The organism is Advenella faeciporci (assembly GCF_014652395.1).
In the GTDB taxonomy this organism is placed as follows: Bacteria; Pseudomonadota; Gammaproteobacteria; order Burkholderiales; family Burkholderiaceae_B; genus Advenella; species Advenella faeciporci.
On record NZ_BMYS01000021.1, the window covers coordinates 1 to 23,221 of the forward strand.

The 23,221-nt window shown below is 50.5% G+C and carries 23 protein-coding genes; 20 read left to right on the top strand and 3 right to left on the bottom strand.

The features are described 5' to 3' along the window. The first annotated feature begins 1,107 nt into the window (after positions 1-1,107). The 13 genes from flhD to flhA all read left to right on the top strand — a co-directional run bounded on the left by flhD (position 1,108) and on the right by flhA (position 15,890). A complete protein-coding gene (gene flhD / locus IE074_RS12525) occupies positions 1,108-1,464 on the top strand; it encodes a flagellar transcriptional regulator FlhD (RefSeq protein WP_373297822.1) in 357 nt (118 codons plus the stop codon). After that, positions 1,461-2,063 carry a flagellar transcriptional regulator FlhC gene (flhC, locus tag IE074_RS12530; RefSeq protein ID WP_229794022.1) on the top strand — a complete coding sequence of 201 codons (603 nt, stop codon included), beginning with the start codon at positions 1,461-1,463 and terminating at the stop codon, positions 2,061-2,063. The genes flhD and flhC overlap by 4 nt, the downstream gene beginning before the upstream one ends. A gap of 214 nt (positions 2,064-2,277) precedes the next feature. Then, positions 2,278-3,861, top strand: coding sequence for a methyl-accepting chemotaxis protein (locus tag IE074_RS12535; protein WP_189385800.1), 1,584 nt, complete (start codon positions 2,278-2,280; stop codon positions 3,859-3,861). 124 nt (positions 3,862-3,985) lie between these two features. Further along, entirely contained in the window at positions 3,986-4,849 is an 864-nt protein-coding gene (gene motA, locus IE074_RS12540) for a flagellar motor stator protein MotA (RefSeq protein ID WP_189385801.1), read from the top strand. 9 nt (positions 4,850-4,858) lie between these two features. After that, the gene (gene motB, locus IE074_RS12545) at positions 4,859-6,655 is read left to right on the top strand and encodes a flagellar motor protein MotB (protein ID WP_189385802.1); all 1,797 of its coding nucleotides are present in this window, start codon (positions 4,859-4,861) and stop codon (positions 6,653-6,655) included. Positions 6,656-6,667: 12 nt separating this feature from the next. Continuing rightward, positions 6,668-8,848 carry a chemotaxis protein CheW gene (locus IE074_RS12550; protein WP_189385803.1) on the top strand — a complete coding sequence of 727 codons (2,181 nt, stop codon included), beginning with the start codon at positions 6,668-6,670 and terminating at the stop codon, positions 8,846-8,848. 2 nt (positions 8,849-8,850) lie between these two features. Next, positions 8,851-9,330 carry a chemotaxis protein CheW gene (locus tag IE074_RS12555; RefSeq protein WP_189385804.1) on the top strand — a complete coding sequence of 160 codons (480 nt, stop codon included), beginning with the start codon at positions 8,851-8,853 and terminating at the stop codon, positions 9,328-9,330. After that, positions 9,330-10,151 carry a CheR family methyltransferase gene (locus IE074_RS12560; protein WP_189385805.1) on the top strand — a complete coding sequence of 274 codons (822 nt, stop codon included), beginning with the start codon at positions 9,330-9,332 and terminating at the stop codon, positions 10,149-10,151. The genes IE074_RS12555 and IE074_RS12560 overlap by 1 nt, the downstream gene beginning before the upstream one ends. 28 nt (positions 10,152-10,179) lie before the next feature. Further along, complete coding sequence (locus IE074_RS12565; protein ID WP_308429767.1) at positions 10,180-11,253, top strand: protein-glutamate methylesterase/protein-glutamine glutaminase; 1,074 nt, start codon at positions 10,180-10,182, stop codon at positions 11,251-11,253. Between the two features lie 39 nt (positions 11,254-11,292). Beyond that, positions 11,293-11,697, top strand: coding sequence for a chemotaxis response regulator CheY (cheY, locus tag IE074_RS12570; protein WP_189385807.1), 405 nt, complete (start codon positions 11,293-11,295; stop codon positions 11,695-11,697). A 51-nt stretch (positions 11,698-11,748) separates the two neighbouring features. Further along, positions 11,749-12,423: a protein phosphatase CheZ gene (locus tag IE074_RS12575; RefSeq protein ID WP_189385808.1), complete on the top strand. Its 675-nt coding sequence runs from the start codon at positions 11,749-11,751 to the stop codon at positions 12,421-12,423. Positions 12,424-12,586: 163 nt separating this feature from the next. Next, positions 12,587-13,738 (top strand): flagellar biosynthesis protein FlhB, encoded by a 1,152-nt coding sequence (gene flhB, locus IE074_RS12580; protein ID WP_189385809.1) that lies wholly within the window; start codon positions 12,587-12,589, stop codon positions 13,736-13,738. A 49-nt stretch (positions 13,739-13,787) separates the two neighbouring features. After that, the gene (flhA, locus tag IE074_RS12585; protein ID WP_189385810.1) at positions 13,788-15,890 is read left to right on the top strand and encodes a flagellar biosynthesis protein FlhA; all 2,103 of its coding nucleotides are present in this window, start codon (positions 13,788-13,790) and stop codon (positions 15,888-15,890) included. A gap of 57 nt (positions 15,891-15,947) precedes the next feature. On the opposite strand, the gene flgN is transcribed toward flhA, so the two are convergent. From flgN to flgA, 3 genes are all read right to left on the bottom strand, one after another. Continuing rightward, positions 15,948-16,460, bottom strand: coding sequence for a flagellar protein FlgN (gene flgN, locus IE074_RS12590; RefSeq protein ID WP_189385811.1), 513 nt, complete (start codon positions 16,458-16,460; stop codon positions 15,948-15,950). A 13-nt stretch (positions 16,461-16,473) separates the two neighbouring features. Then, positions 16,474-16,761: a flagellar biosynthesis anti-sigma factor FlgM gene (flgM, locus tag IE074_RS12595; protein WP_189385812.1), complete on the bottom strand. Its 288-nt coding sequence runs from the start codon at positions 16,759-16,761 to the stop codon at positions 16,474-16,476. Between the two features lie 163 nt (positions 16,762-16,924). Next, positions 16,925-17,647 carry a flagellar basal body P-ring formation chaperone FlgA gene (gene flgA / locus IE074_RS12600; RefSeq protein ID WP_189385813.1) on the bottom strand — a complete coding sequence of 241 codons (723 nt, stop codon included), beginning with the start codon at positions 17,645-17,647 and terminating at the stop codon, positions 16,925-16,927. A gap of 165 nt (positions 17,648-17,812) precedes the next feature. Between flgA and flgB the strand changes: the two genes are divergently transcribed. Genes flgB through IE074_RS12635 form a run of 7 tightly spaced genes read left to right on the top strand, consistent with a single transcriptional unit; the run spans position 17,813 to position 23,189 of the window. Beyond that, a complete protein-coding gene (gene flgB / locus IE074_RS12605) occupies positions 17,813-18,220 on the top strand; it encodes a flagellar basal body rod protein FlgB (protein WP_189385814.1) in 408 nt (135 codons plus the stop codon). Between the two features lie 15 nt (positions 18,221-18,235). Then, positions 18,236-18,655 carry a flagellar basal body rod protein FlgC gene (gene flgC, locus IE074_RS12610; RefSeq protein WP_189385815.1) on the top strand — a complete coding sequence of 140 codons (420 nt, stop codon included), beginning with the start codon at positions 18,236-18,238 and terminating at the stop codon, positions 18,653-18,655. 16 nt (positions 18,656-18,671) lie between these two features. Beyond that, positions 18,672-19,346, top strand: coding sequence for a flagellar hook capping FlgD N-terminal domain-containing protein (locus tag IE074_RS12615; RefSeq protein WP_189385816.1), 675 nt, complete (start codon positions 18,672-18,674; stop codon positions 19,344-19,346). 30 nt (positions 19,347-19,376) lie between these two features. Further along, positions 19,377-20,831, top strand: a complete 1,455-nt coding sequence (locus IE074_RS12620) for a flagellar hook protein FlgE (protein WP_189385817.1) — start codon at positions 19,377-19,379, stop codon at positions 20,829-20,831. Positions 20,832-20,849: 18 nt separating this feature from the next. After that, entirely contained in the window at positions 20,850-21,620 is a 771-nt protein-coding gene (locus IE074_RS12625; RefSeq protein ID WP_189385818.1) for a flagellar basal body rod protein FlgF, read from the top strand. A gap of 55 nt (positions 21,621-21,675) precedes the next feature. Further along, positions 21,676-22,461 (top strand): flagellar basal-body rod protein FlgG, encoded by a 786-nt coding sequence (gene flgG / locus IE074_RS12630; RefSeq protein WP_169294901.1) that lies wholly within the window; start codon positions 21,676-21,678, stop codon positions 22,459-22,461. 35 nt (positions 22,462-22,496) lie between these two features. After that, positions 22,497-23,189, top strand: a complete 693-nt coding sequence (locus tag IE074_RS12635; RefSeq protein WP_169295006.1) for a flagellar basal body L-ring protein FlgH — start codon at positions 22,497-22,499, stop codon at positions 23,187-23,189. Positions 23,190-23,221 lie beyond the last annotated feature (32 nt).

Genomic DNA, 23,221 nt, shown 5'->3' on the forward strand with positions numbered 1-23,221 from the left:
TTCGCTTCAAGCCGCTCTTGGGTAACTTCAATTGCCTGCTTTTTTTAGCCATGTTCAACTGTCAATCAAAGCCGCTTATTATCTCAAAAAATGCTTAACTTAATGGCAGTGACGCAGAGCGTGGGAACGAGATCGAATGCTTTGTAAATGCTTGTGATTAAGGGGTTATTCATTCCCAAGCCGGAGCGTGGGAACCAGGGGATAAATGCTTGTGATCGATCTCGTTCCCACGCTCCGGCGTGGAAACGCAGACGACATCCAAAACGCTGTTTTTGAGATGGCGTTTTGAACTTGATAAAAATTTACATTTTGAGTACTATTTCATTTACATTTTTTTGTATTGATCTATATCAACAAAATGCTATTTTGTATGGCGCTGAAGCATATGGAAATAATTTCACAATGTGAGATTTCCGAGTGTGGAGTGAGTGGTATGCTTTTTATTATTAGTAAAAAATAAAAATCCTGGACTTTATTTCAAAGAATATTTCAATTAAACGGTTTTAATAAAAGAGATTTATTTTTAAAACAACAAATTAATGCTTAATTTTGTAACAAAATGTATTATTAAATTTTTAAGAAATGTAAATTTCAATGTTTTTATTTTTGTAAAAAAAAATTTCATATAATGCGTTTTTTCATTTGCTAATGATTTGGACTCTAAAAAAATCGTATTTTTTAATAATCTTGAATTTTCATTATTGGAATAATTATTTTTAATTATGGATTTTTTTGTGTGCAAGATGCATTGCATAATTGGCAGTAACAAAACGATTTGTCTAAGGCTATTCTTGTTTTTTTGTATCAAGCGGGCATAATTCGGGTATCAAGGCAATTAATAAAACATAAATTTATTATTTTGTCATTAAGGGTTTTCCGTTAGATTCATAAAATGTTAACAAATTTTTTTATGATGGAAGCTTTGTTAATTAACTTTATGTTTACCAGGTTTATTAACAGCAAATTCAGAAGCGTGCAAAAAAATTTGTAAATTGGCAAAATAATCATCCATTAAAAATGCTGGGGTGTGTGAGGTCTTCGGTGTTGGTAAGGTGGTTGTGACTTTTGCTTGTGTTTCCGAATAAATTTAATAAGTGATCAAGAATAATGAGTATTAGCCAATCTCCCTTTATGCAGGACAACAACCTGGTGAATGAGTTAAGAGAAGTTAACTTGTCTTATTTGTTGTTGGCCCAACGCATGTTGCGGGATGATTTTTCCAAGGGAATGTACCGTTTGGGACTTGGCAGGGATGTTGCCGAGTTGTTAATGGATTTAAGCACTTCGCAGGTATTGTCGCTGGCTTCCTCAAATTCCCTTATTTGTGGTTTTCGCCTGAACGATATTGCCTTACTTGGCGCTCTCACTAAAGACGGCATGAATGGTACCCTTAAGCAGGTACATGCCTCCATGATGCTGGCACAGCAGGAGCCTGATCGCGTCATGCAGGAGGCTTCTCAGTGATCGAAAAGGTGAAAGCCAAGGCAAAACCCAAGGCAAAACCAAAAAGTGTTCTTAAAGACGGCATGGATATCTCGCTGGCCAGCCAGATGATACAGCTGGGTGCCCGCTTGCAGGTGCTTGAGGCGGAAACCGATTTAAGCAGTGACCGCCTTTCCCGTCTGTATCATGAAATTCATCATCGCTCTCCGCCCAAGGGCATGTTGCCTTACTCCACCGATTGGTTCATGTCTTTTTACCAGAATATTCATGCGACCCTGTTTTACAGCATTTATCTTAACCTGGTAAGTCATACTGAAACCCAGGGAATTCAGGCGGTTATTGATGCCTATACGCTTTATCTTGAGCATGATGAGGTAAAACGTGCCTGGGACGAACAAAGCAATGAGCCGGTATTAAGCTTTACCCGCGCCTGGATGCTGGTTCGATTCTTTAAAAGCGATTTAATGCAAATGTCCACCTGCTCACAGTGCAATACTGCTTTTGTCACTCACAAGCATGAGTTGGAAAACGGTTTTGTCTGTGTCATGTGCAAGCCCCCTGCCAGAATTGTGGGCATGCTGAACAAGCAGGCAACCACTTCTTACTACGGCAAGTTTTAATCGATCTTCTTCCTGCCGGCTTTGCCCGGGGATATCCGGCGGCTTGCATTTTACCTGTTTGTAGTGTGGTTTAAGTGTGGCTGTGGGACGAGCCTGTTTTTTTGCTTCTAAAAATTAAATTAATGTCATTTATGGACGTTAAGAAACAGTACAGCACTGAATACTATTAACAATTGTTGGCTGATATTAACAGCCTGAATGGATTGCCTGAATCATGCGTAAGAATTTGCCTGTTAACGATATTGAAACTTTGGTCCAGGATGACCAGTACCTTATTTCCAAAACCGATCTTAAGGGGCGTATCACATATTGTAATCCGGCTTTTGTGGAATTAAGCGGCTTCACCCGGGAAGAGTTGATAGGCAAACCGCATAATATTATTCGTCACCCTGACATGCCTGAGTTGGCATTCCAGGACTTGTGGGAAAGTGTGCAAAACAGAAAGCCCTGGACCGGCCTGGTTAAAAACCGTCGCAAAGATGGCGGCTTTTACTGGGTATTGGCCAATGTGACGCCCATCTTTCAGGGCAATGAGGTGACGGGTTATGCTTCGGTCAGGGTTAAAGCCGACCCCGAGAGCATTGCCAAAGCCGAAGCCTTGTACAGGCAGATTAATAATGGCGAGAAAATACCCTATACGATCAAACAGGGGCGTAAAGTGCCTGTAGGGATTCGCCGGATATTTGCCGGAGCAGGGCGTATTTTTCAGAAAGGATTTGCGCCTGGCCTGATGCGGGCAGGTTTGTTGTCTGTGGCGGGCATGTTGTTCCCGGCATGGTTGGCCGCTACCCAAACCCAACTTCCCGGCGGTAACCCGGCCCTCTTCGGGATCATGGCTTTGTTCATTTTTGCCATTGTGTTGCTGTCTCTGAAAATGGCCCGGGATATCAGGAAGCCTATCGACGGTGCAGCTGACATTATTCGTCAGATTTCTGCCGGTAACCTGAGTAATAATGTTCATTCCATTCCTAAAAACGAGATGGGAGAGTTGTATTATTACCTGGATATGATGCGCAAGGCTCTTATTGGTATTAGTGGCGAAGTCATGGTGGGTGCGGATGCGAATTCAAGAATTGTGACCTCGTTGCAGAAAAACAGCCAGACCCTGGCCATGCAAACGGAAGATCAGGCCGCGTCCTTGCAGGAAACTGCTGCCAGCCTGGAACAGTTGACGGTTACCGTCAAACAGAATGCCGAGAATGCACGTTCGGCCAACTCGATTGCCCTGGAAGGGTTGCGGGTGGCGGAAAATGGCAGTGACAAAGTCAATCAGGTCGTGCGTTCAATGGAAGAAATGAACGATAGTTCAAGAAAAATTGAAAGCATTGTCAAAATTATTGAAGATATTGCATTCCAGACCAATCTTCTGGCGATTAATGCCAGTGTGGAGTCTGCACGCGCCGGTGAGGCCGGACGCGGGTTTGGGGTGGTGGCCGCCGAGGTACGCAACTTATCGCAAAAAAGTTCTGATGCCGCCAAGGAAATCAAGAGCCTGGTCCATGCATCAGTTGAAGATGTCACGCAAAGTTCCCGTCTGGCAGAAGAGGCGGGCAGTGTGATGAAAGAAATCATGGATTCGGTGCAGGGCATGGTCAATATCATGGCTGAAATTTCCACAGCCTCGGTTGAACAATCCAGCGGACTGCAACAAATTAACCTGGCCGTCAATCAAATGGATCACGCCGTGCACCAGAATTCGGCCATGGTGCAAAACCTGTCACAGACTTCTGTTGAGCTGGGTCAGCGGGCACAGGAACTTAAGCAATCCATTGGCGTACTTAATAATATGCAGGGTTAAGCCTGGTTAAATGCTGAAGTAAGCCGGTTTTTACAGGCTGTTCTATTCAATGGCCGGGGTTCCTTGTCGGTAAAATGATATTTTGGTCAGTTTTGGTGCCTTTGGGTACGGGTAAGGGGCTAGCGTGTTAGTCGTCATTGGATACGGTATTGTATTAATTTGTGTTTTTGGAGCCTATGTGGGAATGGGGGGGCATCTTAGTGCCCTTTTTCAACCCCTGGAGCTGGTTCTGATTGGGGGTGCGGCACTGGGTGCTTATGTGGCCGCCAACAACATGCGTTCCATCAAGCAATTGGGTAACAGCCTGATGCGGCTTTTCAGAAAAAACAAATATGACAAGGCGCTGTACCTGGAAATACTTTCATGTCTTTTTGTGCTTACCCGAAAAGCCAAAAGCGAGGGCAAGAACGTTATTGAGTCTCATATTGAAGCGCCTGAGGAAAGTGATATTTTCAGTCAGTTTCCCATGGTGCTTGAAGATAAAAGGGTGCTGAATTTCATCTGTGACTATTTCAGGATGATTATTAGCAGCAACATGAGTGCCTTTGAGCTTGAGCAGCTCATGGATGAAGAAATTGACACGTGTCGCCATGAAATGAACGTCCCGGTCAAAGGTCTCAAAGCCGTAGGAGACGGTCTTCCTGCATTTGGGATTGTGGCTGCCGTTTTGGGCGTTGTTAAAGCTTTGGCTTCCATTGACCAGCCCCCCGCCATTTTGGGTGACCTGATCTCCAAGGCGATGGTGGGTACCTTTTTGGGTATTTTGATGGCTTATGGCTTTGTCTACCCGGTGGCTGATGCGATTGAGCGCCGTAACAATGAAAGCGTCAAGACATTAGAGTGCATCAAGGTGTCTTTGCTGGCCTATATGCACGGCTATTTGCCGGCTGTCGCAGTCGAATTTGGCCGTAAGGTCCTGTTCTCTTCTGTTCGCCCCTCATTTTCGGAGCTTGATGAACAGGTTCAATTGTCCAAGTCAGCCAAGTAAACATAAAGTATGTCAGGTAATGCACCTCGTATAGTCATCCGGAAAAAACGCGCTTCACATGATGAGGGGCATTCGGGTGGGTCATGGAAGATTGCTTACGCAGACTTCATGACTGCCATGATGGCTTTTTTTCTGGTGATGTGGATTTTGTCGCTGGTGCCCAAAAGCGAACTTAAGGATCTGGCTGATTATTTCAGACGGCCGCTTATTTCAGCCGTGACCGGTGATCCTTATTTACCAGCCACCAGAAACGTGATTCCTGGTGGGGGCACGCCATCTCCGATTCCCACCAAAAGCGCCTTGCAGGAAATTACCACCCTGATCCCGCAGGTTAGCCGTGGCGAGCAGAGTGAAGATAACGAGCGTCTGGAAAACCTGAAGCGCAATGTCGATTTGCAAATTGAAAATAATCCGACCCTGAAAAACTTCCAGCCACAAATGGTCATGGACATGACACCAGAGGGTTTGCGTATTCAAATTCTGGATAATCAGCAGCAGCCCATGTTTGCAACCGGCAGTGCACGGCTTAATCCGGAAATGATATACATCCTTAAAGAGCTGGCGCCATTGCTTAATGACATGCCTAATGGGATCTCCATTAGCGGCCATACTGATGCCACCCAATACGTAACCGGTGAGCATGCCTATAGCAATTGGGAGCTGTCAGCGGATCGGGCCAACTCTGCCCGGCAGGCGCTGGTGAATAATGGCCTGTCTGAAAGCAAGGTAAGACGGATACTGGGCTTGTCTTCCACGATTAACCTGGTCAAGGATGATCCGTATTCGCCCATTAACCGGCGCATCAGCATTGTGGTGCTGAATCATAAAACAGAGCAAATGCTTGAGAAAATGAATGCGTCTCCTGGTCTGAAGCAGGAAGACCTGGATGCGAGGCTGAGACAGGAAAAAGACAAACCGCAGACATCCGCGACCTCATCTTTAAGCAGCCTGCAAAGTCTTTCGCCTTCGGTTAATTCCGCCACCCTGGCGGCGACGTCTGAAAAGGCCCCTGAGTTGTTTGCCCGCCAGGAGTCTGTGCAGCCACAGGGCACGGTACCAGTGGCTCAGGATGCGATTGCAGCTCCAGGGGTTGCCGGCCAGGCAATGGCTGGTCAGGTTGCCAGTGAAAAGACGGTTCAGCTGGTTCAGGGTTTGGGTGACAGCGGTTATGATATTGAGCAGATCATGCCATCACCTGTCAGCAGGCAGGAAAATATTCTGTGGCAGACTGCCGATACGGTTGTTGGTTCGCTGGTGGGTACCGCCACGGCAGCCATTGCTCCCTCATTGCCGCCAGAGCAGGTTTCAACCACATCGCTGGTATCGCAAAATAAAAATCAGAATTTGCCCCGGGAAACCAAGGAAATTGAAAATCCTGTCGTTAATGTAAACAGGGCGTTTGAAAATTCGCCAGCTTCAGATGAACCAGTAGTGCCAGCGAAGAAAACAACTTCAGACAAGAACAATGCTTCCGGGAAGAAGCCTGTTTCAGCCAAGGGTAATGTTTCTGATAATAAAGCGGCTTCAGGGAATAAGTCGGCCTCAACACAGAAAGCGGCCCCGGCAAAGAAAGCGGCCCCAGCCAAAAGCGTCAATCTGGAAGTGAAGGGTGACGCCGGGAAGAAGGGAATCATCGCAAAGCAGGGAATGCCTCTGCAAAAGGCAAACCCGGATAACAAGGTTTCGTCTGTGAGTAAAAGCGGCTCCAGGAGTACCTCCGGCCCGGCCAAACCAGGCCCTTCGACCAGAGCGGTCGAGACGGAAATTGATCTCAGGAGTATTCTTCACAACAATTTTTATCAGTGACAGACAAGGTATATGAGCAGCCCAGATTTAAGTGAGTTTCATGATACGTTTTTTGACGAGGCCCAAGAACTTCTTCAGGGTATGGAACAGACCCTGCTGTCCCTGGATCCTGAATCGCCCGATCACGAATCACTGAATGCGATTTTTCGTTGTGCCCATTCCATCAAGGGTGGAGCGGCTGCTTTTGGGGTTTTTGATGATCTGGTCAGCACAACGCATAAACTGGAAAATATTCTTGACCTGGTTCGTAATGGGAAAATGCCCCTGACGCATGAGGCGATCAGTGTTTTTCTAAAAGCCAAAGATGTGTTGTGGGATCTTGTGCAGGCTTATCGGGAGCAAAACGAGCCTGGCAGTGAAAGCGCACGCGAATTGCTGGCCATGTTGCAACAACTAAGCGAAGCAAAACCGGCTGAAGCAAAAACAGCTACACAAAGTGTATCAGGGCAAGCCGTCCAACCCATTAAGACCGCCGTTGCGCAGGAAGAAACGCCGCCGGAAAAACCGGCAACAACACCGGATGTAGTGATTCCCGAAGGTGAAAAACTGCTTAAGGTTACCCTGTTTGATGTGTCGGAAAAAGACCGTTTGTCTTTGCATAATGAAATGGGCATTATGGGGACCCATATCCGTCAATCAAGTTCAGGCAATGAGCATTATTACTGGCTAAGTTCTGCCTTGCCCCCCGAAGACATTATTGCCGTGTGTTGCTTTGTGATTGATGAGTCACAAATTAAAGTGGAAGAAGACAAGCCTGTCGCACAACTGCCTTCTACAGAGGTCCCGGAACAGATGGCGGTAACCCCTGAACCGGTACCAACACCAGTACCAGCGACGTTGTCGTCTTCGCCTGTCGTGGAGCCCACGCCTGGTCCGACACCTGCACCCGCTTCGGCCCCCGTCCTGACGGCAAAAACCGTTAGCGCGGCACCGGTAAAACAGGCCTTGCCCAAAACAGCGGCAGCCAGTAAAGAAAGCGGGACGATTCGTGTGCCCATCCAGAAAGTCGATCAACTGGTCAATCAGGTGGGTGAGATGGTAATTAACCAGTCCATTCTGATGCAAGCCAACCAGTCACTGGACCCGATTGCACACGCCTCGCTGATCCAGGATATTGAACATATGGGCAGTGCCTTGCGGACCCTGCAGGAAGCGATCATGGCTTTGCGCATGATGCCCATGGATTATGCCTTCGGACGGTTCCCACGGCTGGTGCGTGAAACGGCGGGCAAACTGGGCAAGCAAATTGAACTGATTACCAAGGGCGGTGGCACCGAGCTGGACAAAGGCCTGATCGAGCGCATGATAGATCCCTTGACTCACTTGATTCGCAACAGTCTCGACCATGGCATTGAAATGCCTGAAAAGCGCATTGCGTCCGATAAGGACCCGGTGGGAAAAATCACTATCAGTGCGCAGCACCAGGGTGGTCGGATCATTATTGAGGTGATTGATGACGGCGCAGGCATGGATCGAGAAAAATTAATTAACAAAGCCATTGAAAAAGGCCTGCCCGCCTCGCACAACATGACGGATGACCAGGCATTCATGCTTATTTTTGAAGCCGGATTTTCTACTGCGGAAAAAGTGACAGATGTCTCGGGTCGTGGCGTGGGCATGGATGTTGTCAAGCGTAATATCCAGGAACTGGGTGGTTTGACGCAGATCGAATCGGAAAAGGGCAAGGGCACGACAATCCGGATCTCACTGCCGCTAACGCTGGCTATTATGGATGGCATGACCGTGCAGTCGGGCAAAGAGCGGTTTGTGCTTCCCCTGAGCCATATTGTTGAATGCCTGCAACCAAGCAGTGATCAGATCCGTATTCTTGAGGAAAACAAGGCCTTGCTGTTATTGCGAGGCGAGCACTTGCCCATTATTAATTTGTGGGAAATTTTTTCTATTCCCAATACCGAGCGTGACCTGGAAAAGTCTATTATTGCCGTTTTACAGGTTGGCAAAAGCCGGTATGCGCTGGCGGTTGACCAGCTGTTGGGACAGCATCAAATCGTGGTCAAAAACCTTGAAACACATTTCAAACGGGTGCCAGGTGTTTCCGGGGCCACCATTTTGGGTGATGGCAGTGTTGCCCTGATTCTGGACGCGGCGGCCATTCTTGAGCAAAACAGGCTCGGATTGATGCCTTATGGCTCGGGATTCAATAGCCCTGTATTACAACAAGAGAGAGTTTAAGCATGAGTCAGGAAAAAAAAGATGAGCTGAATTATCACTGTCTGGTGTTTTGTGTCGATGGGCAAGAGTTTGCCATTGATATCCTGAAAGTCCAGGAAATCAGGGAATATCAGCCGGTAAACGTGACGCGCGTGGCACATATGCCTTCGTATATACAGGGGTTGATCAACCTGCGTGGGCAAATTATTCCCATTATTGACCTTCGCATCAAACTGAAAGTGAGTGAAGTGGAGTACACCCCGCAAACCGTGGTGATTATTCTGGGTTTATCAGACCGTATTGTGGGCATTGTGGTGGATAGCGTGTCAAATGTAGAGTTAATAGCCAAAAACACCATTGAACCGCCTCCCAATGTGAATAATCCTGCACCGTATTTAATTGGACTGACCACTTATAAAGACGAATTATTGCAAATAGTAGATGTTGAAAAACTGATTGATCACGAGCACTGGACGTTAAGTGACATCAACCAGGAGGCGTGATGGATGCCCTGACAAGATCGGCATGGACGGATGCCAGCTATAAGCATGCCCTGAAAATGCTCCACGATAGAAGCGGTATCATTGTGGGCGAGCATAAAATGAAATCAAGCGAAAGATTGCTTGAGGGCTTGCGCAAAGAGTTTGGTTTTGTAACCATTGACGATTTTCTGATGGCGCTGGACAAAGACAGGGATCACACCGGGTGGCCAGCGTTTATCAATAGCTTCACCATTAACCATACCGCGTTTTTCAGGGAACCACATCATTTTGAAATTCTGGCGCAGCACATAGAAAAACTCCGGACCAATTGTGCCATTTGGTGTGCTTCCTGTTCTACCGGGGAAGAGCCCTATTCCATTGCCATGGTGTTAAATGAGATTGTGGGTGAACAGGCGGCTTGCCCCAGGATTGTAGCCACTGACATAGACAGTCAGGCGATTAAAAGAGCCAAGGCGGGGGTTTACAGCCTTGACAGATTGACGGGCATTTCTGAAGAGCGACTGCGCCGGCATTTCCTGAAAGGAAACAACCAGTTTGAGGGTATGGCCAAAGTCAAGCCGGCCTTAAGCGCCAGGGTAGAGTTTTCCGAATTGAACCTGATGTCGTTTTCATGGCCAAAGCCTGCCATGTTTGACGTGATTTTCTGTCGCAACACCATGATTTATTTTGATCACGATACGCAGGTGCGTCTGGTGGCAAGCTTCGCCCGCTCAATGAAGCCGGGTGGCTTGTTGTTTATCGGGCACTCTGAAACCCTGGCATCCACCACAGACCAGTTTACCCTGTTGGGCCAGACAGTGTACAAGCGCAATCATCGTTAGTTTTAAAGCAAGAAGAAATATGACTGAGTTGAAAAAAGGATTGATCCGGGTATTGTGTGTTGATGATTCGGCACTGATGCGACGGATTATGACTGAGGTAATTAATGCCGAGCCGGATATGGAGGTGGTGGGAACCGCACCCGATCCGCTGGTGGCACGGGACATGATCAAACAATTGAATCCCGATGTGATTACGCTGGATGTGGAAATGCCCAAAATGGACGGGTTGGATTTTCTGGAGCGCCTGATGCGACTGCGTCCGATGCCTGTAGTCATGGTTTCTTCCTTAACCCAGAAACATTCTGCCATCTCTTTGCGGGCGCTTGAATTGGGTGCTGTTGAAATCGTTTCCAAACCCAATGCGCAGTCAGGCAAAACCCTGGAGGCTTACCAGCATGAAGTCGCTGAAAAAATCCGGGCGGCCAGTCGGGCCCGTTTGAAGCAATATGTAATGCCCGGTCAGGAAGTGCCGGTCATTAAAACAGCGGGCAATGTCAGTAATGTCAGGAATGACTGGGTGGTGGCAATCGGTTCATCCACCGGTGGAACCGAAGCATTGTCCAGGGTTTTGACGGGTTTGCCACGGGAATGCCCACCTATAGTGATTACCCAACATATGCCGGCCGGATTTACCGCTTCATTTGTGCAAAGGCTTGATCGCACGTGCGCGCTGACCGTTCATGAGGCAACAGGCGATGAGGTGCTGGAAAGTGGCCATGTCTATCTGGCACCCGGCAGTGTGGCACACCTGGCCATTCGCAAGTCGGGGGGTGTTTACCGGACAGTATTGATAGAGTCTGAGCCCGTGAACCGTCACCGGCCATCGGTAGATGTCCTGTTTTCCAGTGTGGCTAAAGAGGCCGGAAAAAAAGCCACTGGTATCATATTGACCGGCATGGGTAAAGATGGTGCCCAGGGTTTGCTGGAAATGCGCCAGGCCGGTGCCGATACCTTTGTGCAAAATGAAGCTACCTGCGTGGTTTATGGCATGCCCGGAGAGGCCATGCATATTGGTGCTACCGATGAAGCGGTGGCGCTTGACCAGATTGGTGAGCGCCTTTTCAAGGGGATTGCCAAAGCGCAGTCACCGCTTAAACGATAATAATCAATGTTGAATACTTAAAATTAGGATAAATGCCATATGAATAAAGATATCAGGATTCTGATTGTTGATGATTTTCCGACAATGCGCCGTATTGTTAAAAACCTCTTGAAAGACCTGGGGTTTGAAAGTGTTGATGAGGCTGAAGACGGTGCCCAGGCGCTGGGTAAATTGCGCAATGGGGTATCTGGTTACGATTTGGTGGTTTCCGACTGGAATATGCCGGTCATGGACGGGTTGACCATGCTTCAGGAAATCCGGGCCGATGAAAAACTCAAACAGATTGCCGTTCTGATGGTGACCGCTGAAGCTAAAAGTGAAAACATCGTGAGCGCCGCCAAGGCGGGTGCCGACGGTTATGTGGTTAAACCCTTTACCGCGGCAACACTGGAAGAAAACCTGAATAAGGTGTTTGAAAAGGCCAAGCGCCGCATGGGTGCTTAAGAATGCCAAACACCGGATGGACCGCAATGCCTCCTGAAAAGGACTAAAACAATGACAGATTCAACACAACCTTTACCGGAAAACGGAAGCACCATGGGTGAAGCACCGGTGTATGACCGGATTGCCCATGTGACCCGTTTGTTGCGAGACAGCTTGCGTGAACTGGGTCTTGAGCCCAGCGTTCAGGCTGCCGCCAAGGCCATGCCAGATGCCCAGTCCCGTCTTCGTTATATTACGTCCCTGACCGAAAAGGCCGCCAATGACGTGTTAAACAGCGCGGAACTGGCCCAATCGGAGCTTGGTCACCTGAAAGCGAATGCAGCCAGTCTGTCTGAAGAACTGGAGCAAGCCATGCAGCCGGTTACCCATGCGCAGGTGCAGCTGCCTGTGGAGCTGGCCAAAAATGTCCAGGCTTTCCTGGCGGGTGTGAAAGAGGAAATCCGGCCGGTTGATACCGCCTTGATCGACATTATTACGGCCCAGGCTTTTCAGGATTTGACCGGCCAGGTGGCCGGCAAGCTGACGGTGCTGCTGGATCGCATCGAGCAGGAGCTGGTTCAGGTTCTCATTGAATACATGCCCGAAAAATACAGTCAGGAAATGGAAAAAGAAGCCCGGGAGGAAAATGCCCTGCTCAATGGCCCCGTTGTAGAGCATAAAGAAAACGGAGGTACCGTGCAAAACCAGCAGCAGGTAGACGATTTGCTGGCCCAGCTGGGTTTTTAATCGCAATGATGTTTTTTTTACCTGCCTTGTCAGGCCATAACAGGCGTTAAGGCGGGTTTTTCATCCCTTACTCCCCCAATTGCCTTGCTCGCAAACCCGCTACACTGGTAACAGTTTAGAGTGCGCTCATTCCGGATAGCGCCATTTAACCGTACCTCCCAGCATGGCAGAAGATAGCGACCTTGAAAAAACCGAAGCCGCTTCCCCGCAACGATTAACCAAAGCGCGGGAAGAGGGGCAGGTTGCGCGCTCGCGAGAGCTCAATACCTGTCTTATTTTGCTGGCCGGAGCAATGACGCTTTGGATCAGTGGCGGTTTTTTGTATGACCGGCTGGTTTATGTCATGCGAACCACCATGCATTTTGACTGGACGCCTAAAAGTGCGGTAGAAAGCCTGGCGCCAGGCATGCTGGACAACTTTCTGCATGTCCTGACCGGTTTGTTTCCGCTGTTTGTGGTGTTGGTGGTGATCGCCATCGGTTCATCGGTTGCGCTGGGCGGCCTGGTTTTTTCAGGCAAGGCCCTTAACCCCAATTTTGGACGCATGAATCTGCTCAAGGGGCTGGGACGCATGGTTAGCGCGTCAACCTGGGTGGAACTGTTAAAAACCCTGCTGAAGGCTGCCGTAATTGGTGGCGTTGGGGTCATGGTTATCAAATCTTATTTGCCGCAAATGCTGGCCCTGTCACACTTGTCTTTGCCAAGGGCATTGGCCCAAGGGATGGAAATGGTCATGTTTTGCTGTGCAACCATTATTGCCTCCCTGCTGCTGATTGCGCTCATAGATGTGCCCTGGCAAATGTTTTCCCATGCCAAAAAGCTGCGCATGAGCAAAGAAGAAGTGAAGCGCGAACATAAGGAAAACGAGGGTGACCCGCATATCAAGGGTCGAATTCGCCAGCAGCAGCGTGAAATGGCGCGTCATCGTATGATGAGCAGTATTCCAGATGCGGATGTGGTGGTTACCAACCCGACCCATTATGCCGTGGCGCTTAAATATGAACAGGAAGGGGACCGCGCGCCGCTGGTGATTGCCAAGGGGATCGGAGAAATTGCCCGTAAAATCCGTGAAATTGCCGCGGAAAACAAAGTGGTACAACTGGAGGCGCCGGCACTGGCCCGTGCCCTGTATGCCAATGTCGAACTGGATCAGCCCATTCCGGAAGCGCTGTTTACCGCTGTTGCCCAAGTGCTGGCCTGGGTTTATCAATTGCGGCAGTATCGGCAGGGAATGGCTGAAGAACCGGATCGGCCCGTGAATTTGCCGGTGCCGCCCGAGCTTGATCCGCAGTCCGGGCAGGCGCCTGCGCCTTAAGATACCCCCTGATTCTGCAATACCCTGAATGACCTAAATTATCAAGTATATGAACCGTTTTTTTTCCTCACTGAAATTGCAGGCGGCAGACTCCAGAATGCTGGCTGGTCCGGTGCTGATTGTCATGGTGCTTGCCATGATGGTCTTGCCGTTGCCGCCGTTTTTGCTGGATTTGTTTTTTACTTTTAACATTGCCTTGTCCATCATGATCCTGCTGGTGGCCATGTTTACCAAAAAACCGCTGGATTTTGCCGCGTTCCCGTCGGTGCTGCTATTTGCCACCCTGTTGCGTCTGTCACTGAACGTGGCCTCTACCCGTGTGGTCTTGTTGCATGGGCATACCGGCCCTGATGCTGCCGGTCAGGTTATTGAGGCGTTCGGCCACTTTCTCGTGGGCGGCAATTTTGCGGTAGGGATTGTTGTTTTTGCCATCCTGGTCTTGATTAACTTTGTGGTCATTACCAAAGGTGCCGGCCGGATTGCCGAGGTGGGTGCCCGGTTCACGCTTGACGCCATGCCGGGCAAGCAAATGGCGATTGATGCCGACCTGAATGCCGGGCTGATTGCCGAAGATGATGCGCGCAAAAGAAGGGCGGAAGTGGCACAGGAAGCCGAATTTTACGGTGCCATGGATGGCGCCAGTAAATTTGTGCGGGGTGATGCCGTTGCCGGCCTGATCATTATGGTGGTCAGTATTGTAGGTGGCTTGCTGGTTGGCGTTTTGCAGCATGGCCTTAGTTTTGGCGAGGCAGGCACGGTGTATACCTTGCTGACGATTGGTGATGGCCTGGTCGGGCAAATTCCCGCACTTATCATTTCAACCGCGGCAGGTGTGGTGGTGTCGCGCGTGGCGAACAACCAGGATGTTGGCCAGCAAATGATGAGTCAGCTGTTTTCCAACCCGATGGTGCTTTATATTACGGCTGCCATTATTGGCATTATGGGCCTGATTCCCAATATGCCGCATTTTGCCTTTTTGTCCCTGGCCGGTTTTTTTGCTTATTTGGGTTATCGGATACAGAAAAAAAATGAAGCGCTTGCCTTGCAGGGGCCTGTGCAGGAAACCGACGCCACGCCTGTAGATACCGCTTCAAAGGAAGCCCGCTGGGATGATGTGACCCTGGTGGAGCCGTTTGCCATGGAAGTGGGCTATCGCCTGATCAGTCTGGTGGACCAGGAGCAGGGGGGCGAATTGATTTCCCGTATTCGCAGCCTGCGTAAACAGTTTGCCCAAAATATGGGTTTTCTGCCGCCGGTCGTGCATATCCGCGACAATCTGGAATTGCATCCCAGTGAATACCGTATTTTGCTGTCCGGCGTTGAAATTGGCAAAGGCCAGGTTCAGCCCGGTAAATGGCTGGCAATTGATCCGGGCGGCGTTGAATTTGAGCTCACCGAAGGTGAAAAAACCACTGACCCAACCTTTGGCCTGACGGCTTACTGGGTAACTGAGGATATGCGTGAGCGGGCCCAGGTGATGGGGTATACCGTGGTTGATGCCAGCACGGTGATTGCCACCCACATTAACCAGTTGCTGACGCGGCACGCGGCGCACTTGCTGGGCCGCCAGGAAGTGCAGCAGCTGCTTGAGCATATTGGCAGGGAAGAGCCCAAGCTGGTTGAGGATTTTGTGCCCAAGGCCGTGTCCCTTACCACCTTGCATAATGTATTGCGCGGCCTGTTAACCGAAGGGGTGTCTATCCGGGACATGCGCACCATTGTTGAGGTTCTGACCGAGTGGGGGCCTATTCTGAATGGCCAGACCCAGCCAGGCATGATGATTAATATTGAAGAATTGATTGCGCGGGTGCGTACGGCATTGGGCAGGGCCATTACGCAGCAATGTTTTGGAGATGCGGTTGAGTGCAATGTGATTGGCCTGGCACCCCAGTTGACGCAGGTCCTGACGCAGGCCCTGACCACAAGCGGTTCATTGGAACCCGGTCTGGCCGATAACCTGCAGACGGAAACCGAGTTGGCCCTGCAAAAGCAAACCGTTCACAATTTGCCGGCTGTGCTGGTGGTGCCACCGGTATTGCGTTCTTCGTTGGCCAGGTTGTTCAGGTACGGGTTTCCACAGTTAACCGTACTATCCAACACGGAAATTCCCGAAGAACGGTACTTGAAAGTCACGTCGGTAATTGGTGGCTGATACAGGCCTGCTTCAGGCCCGGGCATGGATGTGAATTCCGGGCAGCAAGGCAGCTGATTAAGCGCTTGCCAGGGGCTTGCCCGTGCTGACCGGTTTACGCATGCCCTTGCCATCATAGGTATGCTGTACGCCAGCGGCACGGTTAAGGGAGTCAAGCGCATCCTGGTTGTATTTCAGGTAACTGTGAATCATGATGGCATTGCTTTCATTCAGGCTTTTTGCCTGTGCAACAAGCTCGTTATAGCTGTTCCATTGTTTGGCCAGGTCGTCCTGTTGCTGCGGGTCAAGCCTTTCAAGAATATCCGCCAGGCCGTGTTGTGTAGCAGAAACCGGAAAGCGTGATTGCACCAACTGCATCCTTTCTTTGTAGGCGGCTTCCAGTTGCTGGCCAATTTGCCATTTTTTTTGCGCCAGCTCGCGCAAGGGTTCAGGTGAGCTGAATTCCATGAGCGTTGCACATTCATCATTCAGGATTTGCAAAAACTGTTTCGCAATTTCTGTTTCCAATACAAGCTGCTCCAGAATTTGGCGGGACAGGGAAGGCGGGAATGAATCGATATGGGCTGTCATGGGCAAGAAGTGATTAAGTCAGTATGTCAATGGCATCTTGTAAAATGCCTTCGGCAATACGGGTGGGGTTGATATTAAGCGTGCCATTGGCCAAAGCCTGGCGAATGGCCTGTACGCGCTCAAGGTCTACATCATTGTCCGAACTGGTAAGGTCGCGGGCAACCGGGCTTAAATCCACCTTGGTGCTGCTGCCGGGTTGCGCGGTTGCTGGTGTACTGGCGGGCGCAGACGCACCGTTACGGTAGGCGGGCTTGGTAGAAACCGCGGTTGACTGATAGAGCGAAGCGGGAGAGATTTTCATGGTCATGATCTTGGGGTCTGCCGAACGGGTAAAAACCGCTTGGACAGCACTAAAACAGTTGGCTTACCGGTATTAACGGATGAATCAGTGAAAACTTTAGCCAAAGGCCGGTTTTTTCTGCCGTTAATGTGTTGATTATAAGCCAGGGCCGCCATCATGCTGCCTAAAAAAGCACATTCACCGTGTTGGCATTAATAACCGTTCCCATGATGACCTTGCCGGAACCGGTTTTAACCTGGATGCTGCCACCCACGTCTGCCGTGGTAAGTGCTTCTCCTTGCTGGGTAACGGTAAGGGCGCCTTGCCTTACCTGAAGCCGCACAGGTTGTCCTTTGCTAATGGATTGCGGGCTGCGAATCATGTTCAGCTTAATGGGGCGTCCGGCCGGGATGCGTGTATTGGCAATATGCCCCAGTAATTGCTCGGGGGTTGTACGTGAGTTTGCCGGCAGCTTAAGCAGGTCACCCTGTTTTTCTTCAATATGGTTGGGCATAAGGGTTTGCCCGATATCGATGTTTTGGGACGCAACGTAATAATTGCCTGCAATTGAAAGCGAGACACGCAGGTATTCGGTTTTGCCTGAGTCCATGCAGCGAATGCCTACGGACATCGAGGAACGCAAGGTGCCTTTGTTGGGCAGGAAATACACCCGGTCATGACAGGTTTCAAAGGACTGGGCCTTTGGTACGCTGACATTAATGGTGGGGGTGCCGTCAATGGTGGCGGCCTGTTCGGCAAGATAGTCTTCGGTTTCCTGCATGATGGCCTGCTGTAGCCCGGATATCTCATTGGCATGAGACATGCTGCCTAAGGCAGCCAGGCAAAGCAGGACCAGGCCGGGTGTTTTCAGGCCGGAGCCAAATAATTTTGTGCGAGCCAAAGTCATTATCCTGTTCATAAATCAAATTCTATCCTGACCCTTTATTTTTGATTAGCCTGAATTAAGCAGGAAAACCCCCGTTTACCTTTCCTTTGTATTGACTTCGGATAGCTTAACATATTGACTGTAATGGCTTAAATGTATGTTGCGTCAGCAGCAGGGACAGGCACTATGGACAGAATTGGTAACGAATTCAAATTTTTGCAGACCGCAGTCGGTTTGCGCCAGCAGCGGATGGAATTGCTTTCCACCAACATTGCCAACGCGGATACGCCCAATTACAAGGCGCGCGACTTCAGTTTCAGGGAAGTGCTTGCGCAGGCAAGCGGCGCGCAAAAAGGCTTGGCCGACACGCAGCTTACCCTGACTTCTGCCAGGCATATTCCGGCGGCGGCAATGGGGCCTTTGCAGTTCTCGCCCCAATATCGTTTGCCAACGCAAAACAGCCTTGATGGCAATACGGTTGAGATGGATGTGGAACGGGTGGCTTTTGCGGACAACACCATGCAATACCAGGCCACCCTGACGCTGTTGAATGGCAAGATCAAATCCATGCTGTCCGCCTTGCAGCCTAATTAATCAAAAGGAAACAGAATGTCTGACATGATGAGTATTTTCAGCATTTCCGGTTCGGCATTGAATGCGGGTTCGCAACGCATGAACGTTACGGCCAGCAATATTGCCAATGCCGACAGCGTGGCCGGGCCCGATGGGCAGCCTTACAAAGCCAAACAGGTGGTTTTCAAAATGCAGCCGCTGGGCAATGCCTTCAGTCAATACCCGATTGGGGGCGTGCAGGTCAGTAATGTGGTTGAAAGCCAGGCGCCCATGCGCTTGCAGTATGACCCGCAAAGTCCTTATGCCGACAATAATGGTTACGTTACCCTGCCCAACGTTGATGTGGTGGGCGAGACCGTCAATATGATTGCCGCCGCCCGTTCTTACCAGGCCAATGTGGAAGTCATTAATACGGCCAAGTCAATCATGATGAAAACACTGACGCTTGGCCAGTAAAGGATAAAGGCAACTTATGACAACCATTAATCCAACCAGCGGTGCCAGCTCCCTGAGCGGTGGCGCAAGCAGCCTGGGCACAAGCAGTATCGCAGAAACACAAGAGCAGTTCCTGACCTTGCTGGTAACTCAGTTGCGTAACCAGGATCCCCTGAACCCCATGGACAATGCCGGCATTACGTCGCAGCTGGCCCAGCTGTCTACCGTAAGTGGTATAGAAAAGCTTAACCAGACCGTTCTGGCCCTTACCGGCCAGCTGGATGTGTCGCAGTCAATGCAGGCTTCAAACCTGATCGGCCGCCATGTATTGGTGCCCGGTGAAGCCATCAAGCTGGGTGAAAGTGGTGTGGCCACCCCTTTTGGGGTTGACCTGATGGGTGCAGCCGCCAGCCTGAAAGTGGAAATTGTGGATGCCGCCGGCAATCCGGTACGCACCTTCGATTTGGGGCCCCAGAATGTGGATGTCATTTCCATGCAGTGGGATGGTCTGGGCGATAATGGTACGCAGGCACCGGCGGGCAAATACACGGTTCGTGTAACGGCTCTTGATGCGGCCAATAGTTCCGTTCCTGCAGAGGCCTTGCAATATGGGCAGGTACAAAGTGTTTCTTACAGCACCGAGGGCATGAAAATGGACCTGGGGCTAACCGGTCGTTACGCGCTGACTGATCTGCGTAAAGTAATGAACTGAAGATTAATTTTTTATAAGTGATTTTTTATCATGGCATTTGGACAAGGTTTATCAGGCTTGAACGCCTCGGCACAGAATCTGGACGTGATTGGAAACAATATTGCCAACTCGGCCACGGTGGGTTTCAAGGCATCGTCAGTAGCATTTGCCGATGTATATGCTTCATCACGGGTGGGTATGGGCGTGCAGGTTGCGGCCATTAACCAGCGCTTTACCTTGGGTAATATCTCTTCAACGGGTAATTCGCTTGATTTGGCCATTGATGGTGAAAAAGGCCTGTTCCGTTTGGTGGACACCAGTGGAAACGTGTCTTATACACGTAATGGTCAGTTCCAGGCAGACCGTAACAATTACATTGTCAATAGCAGCGGGCAGCGTCTTACCGGTTACATTGGTGAAAACAGCACCTTGCTGCAGGAACTGAAAATCCCGGTTGGCAATATTCCTCCCAAAGCAACGCAAAATACAGGCTTGATCACCAACCTGGATGCCAATGCGTCCATTATCTCCATTACCGGTTCTCCTGAAGTGTTGGGCGAAGTTGCGCTGGAGTCTGGTGGCGTTACCACGACCTATAATTTTCGGGTAAGCAGTACCGGTGGCCTGACCTGGACCGATGCGGCCGGTGCCACTGTACCGGCACCGCCAGATGGCACTTACACCAGTGGCACCTCAACCGTCACCCTGTCAGGTGGGCAGGTGGTTAGCGGGGCCCTGGACCCCACAGTGGCTTATCAGCCCGCACAGCAGGCAAGACCATTTTCACCGGCTGATCCGGCCAGCTTTACCCATTCGCTGAACATGAATGTGTATGACTCTTTGGGCAATGCCCATGAGCTGACCCAATACTTTGTCAAACGTGCCGGTACCACTGGTACCGAAAGCGAATGGGATGTTTATTACTATATGGACGGGGTCCCGGTGGATGCGCCTGCCGGTGGTGGCCCGTTACCCATGACCTTCGACAGTATTGGCCGTTTAACCAGCAGCAATACTTTAATGGTCACGGTTAACCAGCCCGGTACCGCAGCCGCCCCGGCAGAACCATTGGTTATTAGAATGGATTACACTGGTACCACGCAGTTTGCCGGTGCTTTTACGCCCAACTTTGTCCAGGACGGCTATGCAACGGGTGAATATAACGGTTTGTCCGTTTCTGCGGATGGTGCCATTGTGGCCAATTACACCAACGGTGAATCACAGGTCATGGGTTACGTGGCGCTGGCCAATTTTAACAACCTGAATGGCCTGCAGCCCATCGGTGGCAATGCCTGGCAGGAAACCCGTGACTCAGGCCCACCGGTTTTTGGTAAACCGGGTACCAACAGCCTGGCTCGTCTTAAAGGGCAGGCGGTTGAAGAGTCCAACGTGGATATGAGTTCCGAATTGGTGAACATGATTATTGCCCAGCGCAATTATCAGGCCAATGCCCAAACCATTAAAACCCAGGATCAGATCTTGCAGACCCTGATCTCCCTGCGTTAACCGGCAGGAGTGAAATAAATGGATCGTGCCATATATACAGCCAGCAACGGGGCAGCCAGAATCCTGGAGCAGCAGGCGGTTCTGTCCAATAATCTGGCGAACGTGAACACGCCGGGCTTTCGGGCCCAGCTTTCGCAATACCGTTCCACACCGGTGGTCAGTCCCTTAATTGGCAGTGCTGAAACCACCCGGGTGCTAACGGTGGCCACCACCTCGGATAGCGATATGGAGCAGGGGGCGTTTATGACCACCGGCCGTGACCTGGATGTTGCCATTCAGGGTGAGGGCTGGTTTGCGGTGCGGGCCCTTGATGGCTCCGAGGCGTATACGCGTGGCGGAAACCTGCAGCGTAACGCTGATGGTCTGCTGGTGACGGGGGGGGGCCTGATGGTGTTGTCTGAAGATGGCCAGCCCATTGAAATTCCCGATGCGGCCGCGATTGGTATTGAGCGTTCTGGCGGTATTAACGTCTTGGCCGCAGGTGATGCGCCCACCGAAGTGCAGCGGGTGGCCAAATTAAAGATTGGTGATCCAGGCAATGCCCGCATGGTGCGTGGTGATGATGGTCTGTTCCGTGCCGTCAACGCCCAGGGGCAGCAGGTTGAACTGCCTGATACCACACAGGTAACCGTTGTAAGCGGCATCCTGGAAGGCAGCAATGTCAGTGCCGCCGGCAATATGGTGGGGCTTATCCAGAATGCCCGTCGTTTTGAAATGCAAATGAAAGTTATCCAGGAACTGAGCAGCAAAGAGCAAAATGCGAACAGTCTGCTTTCATCGGCCGGGTAAACGCATTTTGCATGATTTTGTACTTAATTTATCATTGATTTAATCAGGAACCAATATGATACGCTCGCTATGGATTGCCAAGACAGGCCTTGAGGCCCAGCAAACCAATATGGATGTGATTTCCAATAATATTGCCAACGTCAACACCGATGGCTTCAAGCGCAACCGTGCCATTTTTGAGGACCTGATGTACCAGACCGTACGCCAGCCCGGCGCCCAGGTGGGCGATGCCAACCAGTTGCCTACCGGCCTGCAGGTGGGTATGGGGGTGCGTACCGTAGCCACCGAGCGTATCCATACCCAGGGCAATCTGAAAAATACCGGCAACAGTCTTGATATTGCCATCGATGGCAGGGGTTTCCTGCAGGTTGAAATGCCCGATGGCACCTTTGCCTATACCCGCAATGGTTCCCTGCAGCTGGACCAGAATGGCCAGCTGGTTACTGCAGGTGGTTACCCCATACAGCCGGCCATTACCATTCCCGATAATGCCTTAACCATTGAAATTGGCCGGGATGGTACGGTGTCGGTCACCCAGCCCGGTGCAACCGGCACGAGCATCCAGGTGGGCCAGCTGGAGTTGACCACTTTTGTCAATCCGGCCGGTTTGCTCAGCCTGGGTGAAAACCTTTATGCCCAAACCGATGCATCGGGCGCCGAAACCGTATCCACACCAGGTTTGGATGGCACCGGCAGAATTTTGCATAAATATACCGAAACCTCTAACGTGAACGTGGCTGAAGAGCTGGTTAACATGATTGCCACCCAGCGGGCCTATGAAATGAACAGCAAGGCCATTACCACTTCCGACCAGATGCTTGCCCGCCTGACCCAGATCTGATTGACTCACTCACTTTGCGATACCGCCTTATGTCTATGTCTTTTCGTTCGATTCGTCTGTTTACGGTTGGTCTGATTATTGCCCTGGCCAGTGGTTGTGCCATGGTGCCTCATCCCAAAATCGTGGATGGTCCCCTGACAGCCGAGCCCATGCAGCCCATGCCCGAGGTCCGGCAAGAGCCGGACGGTTCTATTTACCGGGGTGGACAGGCAGGCGTTTTTCCCTTGTTTGAAGACCGTCGGCCACGCAATGTCGGCGATATCGTGACTGTGGTGATTGAAGAGAAAACCAATGCCTCCAAGCGTGTGGCAACCACCACCAATCGTAACAGCGGCATGGATTTTGGTGTAACCGCTGCGCCTGACTGGATGCCAAGCGCATTGTCTGCCGATGAGCGTTTTTCTGCAGACGGTAGCAACGATATGGAAGGCAAGGGTAGCAGTACGGCCAATAACATGTTCACCGGTAACATTACCACGACCGTGATTGGCGTGTTGGCCAATGGCAACCTGAAAATTGCCGGGGAAAAAGCCATTGCGATTAACCAGGGCAGTGAGCACCTGCGTTTTTCAGGGGTGGTTGACCCGCGTTCCATTACCGGCACCAATACCGTGTCTTCCACTCAGGTGGCCGATGCCCGCATCGAGTTTCGTAGCAAGGGTGTGATGGACGAGGTGCAAACCATGGGCTGGTTGCAGCGGTTTTTCCTGAACATTGCACCGTTCTAAGTGTTTAATACTCATAATTGGAGTTGCAGTTT

Coding starts and splice junctions, on each gene's coding strand:
- flgN (WP_189385811.1), bottom strand. CDS start 16,460: ATGACAGCCCATATCGATTCATTCCCGCCTTCCCTGTCCCGCCAAATT.
- IE074_RS12550 (WP_189385803.1), top strand. CDS start 6,668: ATGAGCAGCCCAGATTTAAGTGAGTTTCATGATACGTTTTTTGACGAG.
- flhB (WP_189385809.1), top strand. CDS start 12,587: ATGGCAGAAGATAGCGACCTTGAAAAAACCGAAGCCGCTTCCCCGCAA.
- IE074_RS12635 (WP_169295006.1), top strand. CDS start 22,497: ATGTCTTTTCGTTCGATTCGTCTGTTTACGGTTGGTCTGATTATTGCC.
- flhD (WP_373297822.1), top strand. CDS start 1,108: ATGAGTATTAGCCAATCTCCCTTTATGCAGGACAACAACCTGGTGAAT.
- cheY (WP_189385807.1), top strand. CDS start 11,293: ATGAATAAAGATATCAGGATTCTGATTGTTGATGATTTTCCGACAATG.
- IE074_RS12620 (WP_189385817.1), top strand. CDS start 19,377: ATGGCATTTGGACAAGGTTTATCAGGCTTGAACGCCTCGGCACAGAAT.
- flgG (WP_169294901.1), top strand. CDS start 21,676: ATGATACGCTCGCTATGGATTGCCAAGACAGGCCTTGAGGCCCAGCAA.
- flgB (WP_189385814.1), top strand. CDS start 17,813: ATGGACAGAATTGGTAACGAATTCAAATTTTTGCAGACCGCAGTCGGT.
- flgM (WP_189385812.1), bottom strand. CDS start 16,761: ATGAAAATCTCTCCCGCTTCGCTCTATCAGTCAACCGCGGTTTCTACC.
- IE074_RS12560 (WP_189385805.1), top strand. CDS start 9,330: ATGGATGCCCTGACAAGATCGGCATGGACGGATGCCAGCTATAAGCAT.
- flhA (WP_189385810.1), top strand. CDS start 13,788: ATGAACCGTTTTTTTTCCTCACTGAAATTGCAGGCGGCAGACTCCAGA.
- IE074_RS12615 (WP_189385816.1), top strand. CDS start 18,672: ATGACAACCATTAATCCAACCAGCGGTGCCAGCTCCCTGAGCGGTGGC.
- IE074_RS12555 (WP_189385804.1), top strand. CDS start 8,851: ATGAGTCAGGAAAAAAAAGATGAGCTGAATTATCACTGTCTGGTGTTT.
- IE074_RS12625 (WP_189385818.1), top strand. CDS start 20,850: ATGGATCGTGCCATATATACAGCCAGCAACGGGGCAGCCAGAATCCTG.
- IE074_RS12575 (WP_189385808.1), top strand. CDS start 11,749: ATGACAGATTCAACACAACCTTTACCGGAAAACGGAAGCACCATGGGT.
- flgA (WP_189385813.1), bottom strand. CDS start 17,647: ATGACTTTGGCTCGCACAAAATTATTTGGCTCCGGCCTGAAAACACCC.
- motB (WP_189385802.1), top strand. CDS start 4,859: ATGTCAGGTAATGCACCTCGTATAGTCATCCGGAAAAAACGCGCTTCA.
- flgC (WP_189385815.1), top strand. CDS start 18,236: ATGTCTGACATGATGAGTATTTTCAGCATTTCCGGTTCGGCATTGAAT.
- IE074_RS12535 (WP_189385800.1), top strand. CDS start 2,278: ATGCGTAAGAATTTGCCTGTTAACGATATTGAAACTTTGGTCCAGGAT.